13 protein-coding genes and 1 pseudogene are annotated in these 12,047 nt (G+C 56.7%); 10 read left to right on the forward strand and 4 right to left on the reverse strand.

The annotated features are described in order from the left end of the window. The first annotated feature begins 126 nt into the window (after positions 1-126). Positions 127-696 (forward strand): YceI family protein, encoded by a 570-nt coding sequence (locus tag EYC95_RS24900; protein ID WP_131062679.1) that lies wholly within the window; start codon positions 127-129, stop codon positions 694-696. Here EYC95_RS24900 and EYC95_RS24905 read toward each other — a convergent pair. Continuing rightward, a complete protein-coding gene (locus tag EYC95_RS24905) occupies positions 693-1,136 on the reverse strand; it encodes a hypothetical protein (RefSeq protein ID WP_305955877.1) in 444 nt (147 codons plus the stop codon). The genes EYC95_RS24900 and EYC95_RS24905 overlap by 4 nt on opposite strands. A gap of 305 nt (positions 1,137-1,441) precedes the next feature. Here EYC95_RS24905 and EYC95_RS24910 point away from each other — a divergent pair, with 305 nt between their 5' ends. Further along, positions 1,442-2,569 (forward strand): diguanylate cyclase, encoded by a 1,128-nt coding sequence (locus tag EYC95_RS24910; protein ID WP_131062680.1) that lies wholly within the window; start codon positions 1,442-1,444, stop codon positions 2,567-2,569. A 110-nt stretch (positions 2,570-2,679) separates the two neighbouring features. On the opposite strand, the gene EYC95_RS24915 is transcribed toward EYC95_RS24910, so the two are convergent. Then, positions 2,680-3,165 (reverse strand): DUF3592 domain-containing protein, encoded by a 486-nt coding sequence (locus EYC95_RS24915; RefSeq protein ID WP_131062681.1) that lies wholly within the window; start codon positions 3,163-3,165, stop codon positions 2,680-2,682. Positions 3,166-3,288: 123 nt separating this feature from the next. On the opposite strand from EYC95_RS24915, the pseudogene EYC95_RS24920 reads away from it, so the two are divergent. After that, a pseudogene (locus EYC95_RS24920) lies at positions 3,289-3,636 on the forward strand (TonB-dependent receptor domain-containing protein); the annotation flags it as partial. 275 nt (positions 3,637-3,911) lie between these two features. Here EYC95_RS24920 and EYC95_RS24925 read toward each other — a convergent pair. Then, positions 3,912-4,352, reverse strand: coding sequence for a hotdog fold domain-containing protein (locus EYC95_RS24925; protein ID WP_131062682.1), 441 nt, complete (start codon positions 4,350-4,352; stop codon positions 3,912-3,914). A 163-nt stretch (positions 4,353-4,515) separates the two neighbouring features. On the opposite strand from EYC95_RS24925, the gene EYC95_RS24930 reads away from it, so the two are divergent. The 6 genes from EYC95_RS24930 (at position 4,516) to EYC95_RS24955 (ending at position 10,019) form a co-directional block, all read left to right on the forward strand. Then, positions 4,516-5,148 (forward strand): TetR/AcrR family transcriptional regulator, encoded by a 633-nt coding sequence (locus EYC95_RS24930; RefSeq protein WP_131062683.1) that lies wholly within the window; start codon positions 4,516-4,518, stop codon positions 5,146-5,148. Positions 5,149-5,200: 52 nt separating this feature from the next. Further along, the gene (locus EYC95_RS24935; RefSeq protein ID WP_131062684.1) at positions 5,201-5,785 is read left to right on the forward strand and encodes a DUF1214 domain-containing protein; all 585 of its coding nucleotides are present in this window, start codon (positions 5,201-5,203) and stop codon (positions 5,783-5,785) included. Positions 5,786-5,885: 100 nt separating this feature from the next. After that, positions 5,886-6,596 (forward strand): GNAT family N-acetyltransferase, encoded by a 711-nt coding sequence (locus EYC95_RS24940; protein WP_131062685.1) that lies wholly within the window; start codon positions 5,886-5,888, stop codon positions 6,594-6,596. Between the two features lie 318 nt (positions 6,597-6,914). Then, on the forward strand, positions 6,915-8,567 hold the full coding sequence (gene mqo, locus EYC95_RS24945) for a malate dehydrogenase (quinone) (protein WP_131062686.1): 1,653 nt from the start codon (positions 6,915-6,917) through the stop codon (positions 8,565-8,567). Between the two features lie 214 nt (positions 8,568-8,781). Next, positions 8,782-9,597, forward strand: a complete 816-nt coding sequence (dapF, locus tag EYC95_RS24950; RefSeq protein ID WP_131062687.1) for a diaminopimelate epimerase — start codon at positions 8,782-8,784, stop codon at positions 9,595-9,597. Positions 9,598-9,653: 56 nt separating this feature from the next. Next, positions 9,654-10,019, forward strand: a complete 366-nt coding sequence (locus EYC95_RS24955; RefSeq protein ID WP_131062688.1) for a hypothetical protein — start codon at positions 9,654-9,656, stop codon at positions 10,017-10,019. 159 nt (positions 10,020-10,178) lie between these two features. On the opposite strand, the gene EYC95_RS24960 is transcribed toward EYC95_RS24955, so the two are convergent. Further along, positions 10,179-11,123: a LysR substrate-binding domain-containing protein gene (locus EYC95_RS24960; RefSeq protein WP_131062689.1), complete on the reverse strand. Its 945-nt coding sequence runs from the start codon at positions 11,121-11,123 to the stop codon at positions 10,179-10,181. A gap of 151 nt (positions 11,124-11,274) precedes the next feature. Between EYC95_RS24960 and EYC95_RS24965 the strand changes: the two genes are divergently transcribed. Beyond that, entirely contained in the window at positions 11,275-12,021 is a 747-nt protein-coding gene (locus tag EYC95_RS24965) for an alpha/beta fold hydrolase (RefSeq protein WP_131062690.1), read from the forward strand. The last annotated feature ends 26 nt before the right edge of the window (positions 12,022-12,047 follow it).

Here is a 12,047-nt window from a genome sequence, read left to right on the forward strand (position 1 = left end):
GTATCGGGCGCTGGTTCGCGTTGCCGACAGGTGGTCGGAAGTCTCGGCGCGAGGTGGAATAAACGGTGGTTCTTTGCTTTAGTCCACCTATCGCTGGCCAGCGAGTGCCACGACCGGAGCGCCCCCATGAATTTTCGATTCCCGTCGTTATCCGTACTGGCTGCTGCGCTTGCCTTCGGCTTTTTCCCCTGTGCCGACGCGGCCGAATACACGCAAGTGAATGAAACCGCCAGCACCATCTCCTTTACCTACAAACAGTTCAGCTCGCGGGTGTATGGCACTTTCGGCAAGTTCAAGGCCACGCTTGATTTCGACACGGCCAACCCCTCAGCGGGCCACGCTGCGCTCACCATTCAGCTCGACAGCATCAACGCCGGCAGCGAAGACGCGAACACCGAGCTGCAAAAGCCTGCCTGGTTCGACGCGCAGAAGTATCCCGAGGCGACGTTTGAGTCGACAGGAGTGAAAGCGCTGGCTGACAACCACTACACGATCACCGGCAAACTCACGCTCAGAGGCGTCACCCGAGAGGTGGCCGTTCCGATCGTCCTGAAGGCAGAGAATGCTATCGGTATTTTCGATGGCCAGCTAACGCTCAAACGTAGCGACTTCAGGGTCGGCGAGGGTGAGTGGGCCAATGGCTTCGTTTCTGACGACATCAATATCCGGTTCCGCATGGTTGCGCCGCAGCGTTAACGACAGGCATCAGCCACGGCCTTCTCGGCGCGTTCAATTTCCTGCTTGATGTCAGTGGTGATGCGTTGTTCCTTGTGTTTCTGTTCTAGGAATATCTGACTCCCCTGGTTTTTCAACTCTGCGTCGGACGCGGCGTCCTGTGCCTGCAACTCGGCAGCGTGTGCGTCTATGACGGCTTCAACCTCGGCATCATTCTTCGCGGTATCCAGGGCGGAGACTAATTTGTCGACTTCCGCTTTCTCGGCATCGGCATAAGCGTCGACGGACAGCCCGGCAGCCATCGCTCGTGCGCGAATTTGCAGGGTTTCCATATGCTGATGTGCTGTCTTGCACACTGCATCCTGCCGTGCGCTCTCAACCGCTTTCCATTCAATAAACCCATACGTCGTCACACTGATCACGGCCAGGGTGAGGATGGCGCTAAATAATTGGGCTCTCACATTGCACAACCTCAACAATCAGGGGAACAACCGTTTTGGGTGATGATCGCCAGAATCCATTCGAGGCCTAAAAAAGCGTAGCAGGACGGACGAGTTGCATGTGACGGCGGGATGTCATTTGACTTGATCACTACAAGGCATGGAGAGCGCACTTGTGTGCTATTACTTTTTGGGGCTTTCAAGTAGAAGCATGGACGCATAACCGTTAATTAGCGCGTGCCCATGAGTCTTAATTGTTTGTTTGCCTGAGTGGCAAGGTGCCACAATCGTTTTTTTTGTCGCAGCATCATGATCAGGCGGATTAAATGGGTGGCCCAGGATTTCGGCACGACCAGGATACTTTCATCGCCGCTCAGGTGCGCAGTGATCGATTGCATCAGCTATTCCACCAGTCATTCCCTGCGATTTTCGGCAGTTTTTTAGCCGCGCTCATGCTGTGCGGTCTGTGCTGGGAGCGCTTTGATCACACCGTCATTTTCTGGTGGATGGGGCTGCTGACAGCATCTTCGATGCTGCGCATCCTGATGTTCGTTGCCTGGTTTCGCTGCCCTGAAAGTGAACGCACCCCGCAACGCTGGGAGAAGAGATACTGGTTCACGCTGGTGTTGTCCGCCAGTATCTGGGGGGCGGGCGCTGTAGCGGTGATGCCGGCAAACGACCTGTTGTCCCAGGCGTTGGTCATGCTCTTTGCCGTCGGCATGTCGGTCAGCGCCGTGTCGTGTTACTCGTCCTATCGATACATGACGTTGGCGTCCATTGGCCTGGTCTTGTTGCCGTGTACCGTCTGGCTGCTGTTTCAAACGTCAGCGATGCAAGTCGGCATGGCGTTGGCCGTTATTGTGTTCGCCTCGTTCGTGGCCAGCGCGACACGCAAACTGTCCGAAGCATTGGAAACCGCCTTCCAGTTAACCCGTGAAATGGAACGCGCTCATCGCATCTCTACTTATGCCGCACAAACCGACGAACTCACCGGCCTGAAAAACCGCCGCGCTTTTTTCGAGCACGCCCAGCAATTGTTCCATGACTGCAAAAACAACCGGTTACCCCTGTGCGCGGTGATGCTGGACATGGATCACTTCAAGCACATCAATGACACCTACGGTCATCAGGTCGGCGATCAGGTCTTGCGGCAAATGGGCGTGATCATTAACCGGTCCTTCCGCGATACCGATGTCTTCGGCAGGCTGGGTGGGGAAGAGTTCGCGATTCTGCTTCCCAATACGTCCATTGAAATCGCCCTTAACATCGCCGACCAACTTATCCAGTCTATCGGTGGATTGATGACCGGACCTGTTCACCGCATATCGGCGAGTCTGGGTGTTGCGGAAATGGAGGTCAGTGACAACGATTTGCAGAGTTTGCTGAATAACGCGGATAAAGCGCTGTATCGAGCCAAGGCGCGTGGACGGAATCAGGTGGCTGTTTCGGAGTAAAGGGTGAAGTCTTGATGGCTCAATGGGTCTTTAGCTTCCCGGTTGGGCTGGCCATTAAACAGCTGTATTGCGCGTTGCAGATTCATGGTTGAACCACCTTCAGGCACGTCTCAATAAAACCGGTCTTCTTCTTTCATCGTATAAATCCGTCCCAGCGTCCGGGCCGATATCCCCAGGAATAACATCGCCAGTAACACGCCACCCGACATGATGTAAAACCCCGGACGATTGCCGTTCAGCTCGCGGGCAATGCTGTTCTGTCCCGGTAACCAGCGCGAGTAAAGCAGGTCAATGCTGCCGCCGGTTTCATAGGCGGTTTTCTGTGCGTAGCGCTCGTCGACGTATTGATCGTCGTGCACTTGGCCGTTGTGATCGGTGTAGCGGTAATGGATGACTTTGCCGTCGCTGTTCATCAGGATGTTGTCCAGCTGCGTCACCGTGCCAGTGGTCTCGACAGGGCTCAAGCGGATGGCGGCATAAGCAATGCCCTCGTGCCGGGCCATACCGGCGAGGATCAGCACGACGCAGCAGGCCACGGTGAGCAGGATCACCCGGTTGAACAGGTGGTCTTTTTCAGCTTCGCGGGTGTAATACATTTCACGGTCCTTCGTTGGTGAATTCACCAGAAGGAGTCGGCGAGCGGGGGGACAACTTTAGTCGAGTCGGATCAAATGGCGATTGTCCTTGGCCCAGTCCTTGGCCGCATCCAGCCACCGATGCAACCCAACCGCAACGAAGCGCAGTCGCCGGTATCCGCCTCATTGTGGGCGGATTATCACTTCACCCAAGCGGCGCTCAATGGCCTGACGTTCGGTGCGGGCGCACGATACACCGGGCGCAAACCGGGGGATTCATCCAACTCCTTCGACGTGCCGTTTTATGTGGTCTACGACACCACGATTAGTTATGACATGGGCAAACTCGACCCAAGCCTGCGTGGTTTGCAAACTCGCTTGAATGTGCAAAACGTGTTTGATCGCGAGTGCGTCTCGGACTGCAATTATTCGTTCGGTTGCAACTACGGCCAGGAGCGGGTTGCGTCGGTTGAAATGTCTTACGACTGGTAACGTTCTCAACCCATATAAAAGCCCTCGGCGCCTGTACAGCACCGAGGGCCTTTGCTAACACATAGAGCTCGAGCCTGGTGAAACCTTGTGGTGAGGGGACTTGTCCCCGTTGGGTCGCGAAGCGGCCCCCTGCATTCTTCAGCCTAACCGTGTCGCCAGGTTTTACGACTGCTTCGCAGCCGAACGGGGTGATGCGGCATTCCGACAAGTCCCCTCGCCACAGGATTTGTGTTCACAGTACCTTTTTTAACAGGCTGGCTTTTTGTTAAGGGGAGTTAAGCGAGCTTCACGTTCATGGTGATCCGCGCCGTGAACACCTTCTTGCCTTCGGCGTCATGAATATCCACCGGCACGATCTTGTCGCCTTCCGTTAGCCAATCCACTGCCTCACCATCGGCCACCGCCGTCACGTCTGTTTTGGCCTTGGCCAGATACTCAACCGTCATCCCTTTTGGAATCCAGCGCGCACCCGCGGGAATGGACACGTCGGTCATCGTCCCGGCGGCCAGTTCGGCGGCATTGCACATCGCAATCGCGTGGACCGAGCCCAAGTGGTTGGTGATCTCCCGGCTGAAGGGCACCTGCACCGTGGCATGGCCCGGACGCAACGCCGAGATCAGCGGGTTGATGGTGCTGAAGTAGGGCGCCACCTGGCAGGCCATTTTGCTGAACGCTTCCGGGCCGGCGCTGTTAAACATGCTGAGAAACTGACTCATTTTGAAGCCTCGCTGAGGGATTGTTTTGCAGAATGATGTTCCGTAACAGAATAATATTCTGTGACGGAACAGTATTCTGTCGCGGTGAAATCTGTCAACCTAGCGCAGCTTTCTCATCGGCAGCCGCTTGCCTTGTCATGGATTTTTTTGGCCTGTGTCCAGCATGGAAACGTCAGATTTACTCGAGCGCAGTTACCCCGGCAGAAGAGCCGAGCTCAAGCGCGACATCTTCAGAAAGGCCCTGGCCCTGTTCAACGAACAAGGGCTCGAAGCCACGACCATCGAAATGATCCGCGCCGAATGCGATACCAGCGTGGGCGCGATCTACCATCATTTCGGCAACAAGGAAGGCTTGGTGGCCGCGCTGTTTTTCACCGCACTGGACGATCAGGCACTGCTTCGCGACAACTATCTCGCCGAAGCACAGACAACTGAAGAGGGCGTGCACGCGCTGGTCCACAGCTACGTCGATTGGGTGGACAACCAACCCGAGTGGGCACGTTTCCAGTACCACGCGCGGTTCGCCGTCACCAAAGGCCCATTCAAGGACGAACTTGCCGCCCGTAACAAAACCCGTAATCAAAAGCTCGGACAATGGCTGGCAGAACCCGGCCGGCGCGACGAGCTGCGAGCATTTCCTGCCGAACTGCTGCCGTCGCTGATCATTGGTCAGGCCGACAGTTACTGCCGGGCATGGTTGTCGGGGAGGGTGGCTGGCAGCCCGAAGGACTACAGGGAATTGCTGGCGCAAGCGGCATGGCGATCAATCTGTGGCGATGAAGCCGTTCCTGGCTGATAAACATCGGTTCAACAAGGCCGCTCTTCGCTGAACGGCCATTATTCCGGTGATGTATAGCTGTTCTGCCTGGTCCAACTTCCTGTTCATCAGTGGCAGTGAATTTGAAACGCCCATTCCGATGATTACCTCCGAAGGTGCCAAGCCGTTCCCGGCGACGGGCTACCGCACCCTGGATGCGCGCTCGGCGTTTTTCTACGGCGTCACCGGCATCACGCCGGCAATGGCGATGCGTTTGCCAGGCATCGGCTCGCAATATTTGTTCGCCATGCTGGACTCGAAGAAGGAGTATTTCGACGGGGCCAAGACCTACAAGGTGACGCTGCCAAAAGGTATTCCTGAAGCCAACTTCTGGTCGTTCACCGTGTACGACAACCAGACCCGATCGATGCTGGATACCCCGCAACGTTACCCGCGCGCCGGCAGTCAGAGCTACCCGTCACCAGCCGCCGAGGCCGATACGGATGGCTCGACCACCGTCTACTTCGGCCCTCAACAGCCGGAAGGCGTGAAGCGTGGCAACTGGATTCAGACGCTGCCGGGCAGAGGCTGGTTCATGCTTTTGCGGTTATACGGGCCGCTTGAACCGTTCTTTACCAAGGCCTGGCGTCCGGGTGAAGTGGAAGAGGTTCGGTAAGTCAGTCGAGGGAAAAGCTGCCACAGCAGTTATCATAGGCGCGCCCGATGCCAACATTTCACGTCACGGGTGCGCCTTGATCCTTGGAGTCCGTCACGCAATGCCCCAGCTCAGCCACTTTCAAACCCCGTGCCCGGAGCACATCAACAGCCAGATCCTGCAGATGGTCGTCGACAACCTGACCGACATCAGCATGGTCGGCATCGCGCCGAGCAACCCGCTGTACAACGTGTATCAGTACGCGGTCGGCTACGAAGTGCATCTGTACCTGGAGGCCCTCGGCGGGACCAAGGGCATTGCGGTCGAGTTGATCGTCGCCACCGACGATGAAGACCCTGAAAAGGTCATCGGCTTTCTGCTGTACCTGCCGGTCAAGGATGATCCCGAAGCGTGTGGCGTGGCCTACATGGCCGTCGACGCGGGTCATCGTCGTCGAGGTGTCGCACGGGCCATGTTGCAAGACATGATCAGCCGCTACCCGCACGCCGAACTGACCTGCACCGTTGCCAAGGTGCCGTGGTTCGAGTCGATGGATTTTCAGGTGCTGGGCGTGCGCGGCACGCAGGTGCTGATGAACACCCGCGACCACAGCAGTGAAGGCCTGATGGGACTGTTGGATGTCACATTTATCTACAGTTCTTTAGAGGTCCGGCAGATACATACCTACTTGCTGCAAAAACACGGAAAGCGCGCAATGGTCGATGCTGAAAAGCAGCGCGACCGGCATCTGGACCAAATGACCCACAACGCCAAGGTGTTTGTGCTGAATCGTTTGGGCCAGAACGCGGCGAACGAGCCTCGTCTGGACTAGACTCATAAGTCCTTTCGGAAGCGCGCGGTCATCGAGCCGTGATATTCTGCGCGCCAACTTGGTTTGACCTATTCAGTTTGCCCGTCCTTGAGACGTGCCGACAGGATCAATGTCGCTCAAGTAGCTGAAGCCAATAATGATAAAAAGTCAGTTCAGTAGGGACATATAAACTGAGGTCGATGCAGACAGTCGGCCTTGTGTGCCCACCCTCCAATCCTTATGTACGAGCACCCATGACGTCCTGCCTGAATGTCGTGAACCCGGGGCTCCGTGAATGAGGATGGAAGGGCGGATGGCGTTTTATCATAGGTGCTACACATGTTTAAAAAAATGAACACGGCCCTGCTGGGGCTTGCTTTGTCGATGGGGATCACGTCCGCTCACGCGGAAGAGGCAAAGAAAGTTGATGTACTGCTGATCGGCGGCGGCATCATGAGCGCGACTCTGGGTGTCTGGCTCAACGAGCTGGAACCTGGCACTTCGATGGAAATGATCGAGCGCCTCGACGGCGTCGCCCTGGAAAGCTCCAACGGCTGGAACAACGCCGGTACCGGTCACTCCGCCCTGGCCGAGTTGAACTACACCCCGGAAGACGACAAGGGCAACGTACAGATCCCGAAAGCCGTTGAAATCAACGAAGCCTTTCAGATCTCCCGTCAATTCTGGGCCTGGCAGGTTCAGCAAGGCGTGCTGAAAAACCCGCGGTCGTTCATCAACTCCACACCGCACATGAGCTTTGTGTGGGGCGATGACAACATCAAGTTCCTGAAGAAGCGCTACGAAGCCCTGCAAGCGAGCCCGTTGTTCGCCGGCATGCAGTACTCCGAAGACCCGGCTGTGATCAAGAAGTGGGTTCCGCTGATGATGGAAGGGCGCGACCCGAACCAGAAAATCGCGGCCACCTGGAGCCCGATCGGCACCGACGTCAACTTCGGCGAGATCACCCGCCAGTTCGTTGCGCACCTGCAAACCACGCCGAAGTTCGACTTGAAACTGTCTAGCGAAGTGCAAGACATCATCAAGAACGAAGACGGCACCTGGCGCGTCAGCTACAAAAACCTGAAAGACGGCAGCAAATCCGAAACCGACGCCAAGTTCGTGTTCATCGGCGCGGGCGGCGGTGCACTGCACCTGCTGCAGAAGTCCGGCATTCCTGAAGCCCAGGAATACGCAGGCTTCCCGGTGGGCGGCTCGTTCCTCGTAACCGAGAACCCGACCATCGCCGAGCAACACCTGGCCAAGGCCTACGGCAAAGCCTCCGTTGGCGCACCGCCAATGTCGGTTCCGCACCTGGACACCCGTGTCCTGGACGGCAAGCGCGTCATCCTGTTTGGCCCATTCGCGACCTTCAGTACCAAGTTCCTCAAAGAAGGCTCGTACCTGGACCTGCTGACCACCACCACCACGCACAACGTGTGGCCAATGACCAAAGTCGGCATCAAGGAATACCCGCTGGTCGAGTACCTTGCCGGCCAACTGATGCTGTCTGACGAAGACCGCCTCAACGCCCTGAAAGAATACTTCCCGAACGCCAAAGCCGAAGACTGGCGCCTGTGGCAAGCCGGCCAACGCGTGCAAATCATCAAGCGTGATGAAGCGGCTGGCGGTGTGCTGAAGTTGGGTACCGAGATCGTGGCTTCCGCTGACGGCACGATTGCCGGTCTGTTGGGCGCTTCGCCGGGCGCATCGACTGCTGCACCGATCATGCTGACCGTGCTGCAGAAAGTGTTCAAGGACAAGGTTGCGAGTCCTGCCTGGCAGGAGAAGCTGCATCAGATCGTGCCGAGCTATGGCACTCAGCTGAATGGCAGTCCTGAGAAGGTTGCGCAGGAGTGGGCTTACACCGCGAAGGTATTGCAGCTGACTCCGCCGCCGGCGATTGGTCAGGTGGTGGCTCCGGCTGCTGCTCCGGCTGCTGCTGATAAGGCGAAGGCGCTGAAGGCTAATGCTGCTAGTGATATGGCTTTGTAAGTAGAAGCTGAATCAGAAAGCCCACTGGATCGGTGACGGTCAGTGGGCTTTTTTGTGCCTGGGATTCTAGTCTTGCAGATTACGAAATGCTGAAAGTAGACAAGTTTTTTGTGGTGAAGAGGCTTGCTCTTACACAGCTTGAAAAAATTATGCTGATGGGGCTAGATCGCCTTCAAACGTTAAATCACCAATGTCTCCTCGCCAGGATCTATTTATGCCACTGAGTTTTCATAAGATGCACGCAAATGGCGATGACTTCGTTGTTGTGGACTCGCGAAACTCGACCAATCCAGTGACAAGCTCCATGGCCCGGCGAATGGGTGATCGCAACCGCGGCGTCGGATTCAATCAACTCGCAGTGGTGCTCGATTGCGATGATGCAGATGCGCGCTTGATGTTTTGGAATGCAGATGGCTCCACGCTGGATGTTTGCGGCAGCGCAACGCGGGGAGCCGCGGATATGCTGATGCGCGAAGCAAATTCCAATTCGATAGCGCTACAAACTAACCGTGGTCTGCTCACCTGTCAACGAACCTCAACCGGCGCCATTTCAGTCAACATGGGGGACCCGCTTTTCGGCTGGTCGGACGTTCCCCTGGCTCAGGAACTGGATACTGTTGTGTTGCCACTTTCGGGTGATCCAGCTGCATGCAGCATGGGAAATCCGCACTGCACCTATTTTGTGGATGATCTAAGGGCGATTGATTTAGCGACTATCGGGCCGGCAATTGAAACCAACCCTCTGTTTCCCCTCAGGACGAACGTACATTTCGTCCAGATCATTGACCGAAAACACATCCGGTTGCGCATTTGGGAGCGCTGGGGCGGTATTCCGCTCGGTTCAGGTTCCTGCTCTTGTGGCGCCGTTGTTAATGGAATTCGTCGTGGCTTGTTAGACAACTCCGTTGAGGTTGAATGTGATGGCGGAACAGTCACCGTTCAATGGGATGGCGTGGGACCGGTTTTTCTCGTTGGGCCGGTAGAGAGAACCTTTTCGGGAACACTCACGGGCAGCTGGTCAAACGGGTAAAGGTTAGGACCATCGAAAGATGAAATGGAACATATCGACTAAAGGACGCGACATTTATGGAAACTCCTTTTTCTCAAATCAGCGAGCGTTTGAACAATCGCAGATTTACGGTAGCGGGCAACGCCCATGGGCTATCCGGAGCAGGCACGGTATTTCATTACTATGTTGAGGAAGATGCCATTTCGGGCACTTACCAAGGTGGTCGGATCCGCACGGGTAATCAAGTCGGACGCGTGACCGGTCGCGATACCATTGAGCTTCTTTATCATTGCTTGACTACGGAGGGTGAGATTCTTGCCGGCTGGTCTCGTGGCACGGTCGGCGTTGATCAGGCAGGGCGTACAACTCTGTCATTCGTATGGGGTTGGTTGTCGGGCGCGACTGGAGGAGGGGAGTCGAGTTACGTTGAGCTTGTCGCGTAGTGGTCACGGATTTTTTGATCATTGCGCGTCCATCTGCGCGGCTCGGGAGGGCGTTGTTTCAACGCGTCACGCAGTAAAAAGCCCACTGAACCGGTAACGGTCAGTGGGCTTTTTTGTGTCTGGCATTCGGTTACTTTGAGTTCGCGGGCAAACAAACCATCAAACCAGCGGACTCACCCGCATCCCCCGCATCCCCCGCATCGGATCATCCAGCAACCTGAACTGCTCCACCATAAAATCAATCAACACCCGCATCGACGGCAGCATCCCGTGCCTGCTCGCAAACACCGCATAAATCATCTCAGTCCGCGGCGCCCAATCAGGCAAAACCACAACGAGCTGCCCACGCTCAATAAAGTCATGCACCAACGACATCGGCATCTGCGCAATACCCACACTGTCTATCGCCGCGCATCGCAGCATGGGCAGTCCCTTGGTAATCAGTTGCGGACGATGCTGAATCGTAAATTCCCCGCCATGTTGATGGAACAACGTCCAGCTGTAATCACGTTGCGGACTGCCGTGATGGACGCTGGGGAAGCGTGACAAATCTTCCGGCTCTCGGGGTTCACCCAGGCGGTTCAATAGTGCAGGACTGGCCACCAGGCATTGTGGTCGCTGGGACATGACCCGGTTCACAAGGTCCGAATCCTGAAGGGGAGGCGGGCGTACTCTGAGTGCAAGGTCAACACCCTCGGCCACCACATCGACCTGCCGATCGCTGGCCTCCAGATGCACCTCGACACGCGGGTGCATGGCCATGAATCGCGTGATGATGCCGCCGACGCATTCTTCCAGTAAGACGGTTGGGCAAGTGACGCGCAGCAACCCGCCAGGCTCCGAGCGGGTCATGGCCACAGCCGCTTCAGCGGCTTCTGCCCCTTTGAGCATCGCACGGCAATGGGCGTAATACGTCTGCCCTAATTCCGTCACTTTGAAGCTGCGGGTGTTACGGATGATCAGACGCACACCCAAGCGTTCTTCGAGCAACGCAATCCGTCGGCTGAGATTGGATTTTGGAATGCCTAGCGCCCGTGCAGTCGGCGCGAAGCCACCGTGGTCCACCACCATCACAAAGTATTGAAGGTCATTGAGGTCGAGCACCGGACGGCATCCATTCGGCCAAAAGAGGCCAACTATACAAGAACGATCGTCCAATGGATGGGAAAGAGAAACCCGTTTTTCGGGACTGGTTCACACGACAGCAAAGCGCCTAGATTGCCGCCGTTCGGTTGGTTCACTAAAGGAGCTTCAGATGTTTCGCAGGACGATTCTCGCCATGTCTATGGGTTTGGCCGCACTGGGCGCCAACGCTGCAAACGATCCTTCCGTGGTGCTGGTGCACGGTGCGTTTGCCGATGGTTCTGACTGGGCGAAGGTGATCACTTTGCTACAGGCCAACGGTGTGAAGGTACGGGCCGTGCAGAACGGTTTGAATTCGCTGGCCGATGATGTGGCCACAACCCGCCGCGCTATTGAAGCAGCGCCGGGCAACGTCGTGTTGGTCGGGCATTCGTGGGGCGGCAGTGTGATCACCGAGGCCGGTGCAAACGACAAGGTTGCGGCGCTGGTCTATGTGGCCGCGTTCGCCCCTGACGTCGGGCAGACCACGGCCGAGGTCGGCAAAGATTATCCGCCGTCGCCGGGCATGCGTGAGTTCGTGGTCGACAAGGCTGGGTATCTGTCGCTCTCGCAGCAAGGGATGGAGCAGGATTTTGCCCCGGACGTGCCCGCTGCGCAGGGCCGGGTGATGGCTGCCACGCAAGGCGCGATCAACTCCAAAGCGTTCGACGAGCGCATTAGCGTGGCCGCTTGGAAGCAAAAGCCCTCGTGGTACATCGTCAGTGAGCGCGATCGCATGATTGCACCTGACCTGCAGCGCGCACTCGCCCGGAAAATCAACGCCACAACGACGGCGCTGCCGACCAGTCATGTGCCGCATCAGTCTCGACCTGCAGACGTGGCCAGGGTCATTACCGAAGCGCTCAACACCACACGCTGAACATGACCCGCAATGCAAATGAAAGT

Origin of the sequence: Pseudomonas sp. BGI-2 (assembly GCF_004310295.1) — a bacterium.
Taxonomy (GTDB): Bacteria; Pseudomonadota; Gammaproteobacteria; order Pseudomonadales; family Pseudomonadaceae; genus Aquipseudomonas.

What these genes read in the sequence shown, in the direction of transcription:
- EYC95_RS24930 (WP_131062683.1), top strand. Translation starts at nt 4,516, where the DNA reads ATGGAAACGTCAGATTTACTCGAGCGCAGTTACCCCGGCAGAAGAGCC.
- dapF (WP_131062687.1), top strand. Translation starts at nt 8,782, where the DNA reads ATGCCACTGAGTTTTCATAAGATGCACGCAAATGGCGATGACTTCGTT.
- EYC95_RS24900 (WP_131062679.1), top strand. Translation starts at nt 127, where the DNA reads ATGAATTTTCGATTCCCGTCGTTATCCGTACTGGCTGCTGCGCTTGCC.
- EYC95_RS24955 (WP_131062688.1), top strand. Translation starts at nt 9,654, where the DNA reads ATGGAAACTCCTTTTTCTCAAATCAGCGAGCGTTTGAACAATCGCAGA.
- EYC95_RS24915 (WP_131062681.1), bottom strand. Translation starts at nt 3,165, where the DNA reads ATGTATTACACCCGCGAAGCTGAAAAAGACCACCTGTTCAACCGGGTG.
- EYC95_RS24965 (WP_131062690.1), top strand. Translation starts at nt 11,275, where the DNA reads ATGTTTCGCAGGACGATTCTCGCCATGTCTATGGGTTTGGCCGCACTG.
- mqo (WP_131062686.1), top strand. Translation starts at nt 6,915, where the DNA reads ATGTTTAAAAAAATGAACACGGCCCTGCTGGGGCTTGCTTTGTCGATG.
- EYC95_RS24935 (WP_131062684.1), top strand. Translation starts at nt 5,201, where the DNA reads ATGTATAGCTGTTCTGCCTGGTCCAACTTCCTGTTCATCAGTGGCAGT.
- EYC95_RS24925 (WP_131062682.1), bottom strand. Translation starts at nt 4,352, where the DNA reads ATGAGTCAGTTTCTCAGCATGTTTAACAGCGCCGGCCCGGAAGCGTTC.
- EYC95_RS24940 (WP_131062685.1), top strand. Translation starts at nt 5,886, where the DNA reads ATGCCCCAGCTCAGCCACTTTCAAACCCCGTGCCCGGAGCACATCAAC.
- EYC95_RS24910 (WP_131062680.1), top strand. Translation starts at nt 1,442, where the DNA reads ATGGGTGGCCCAGGATTTCGGCACGACCAGGATACTTTCATCGCCGCT.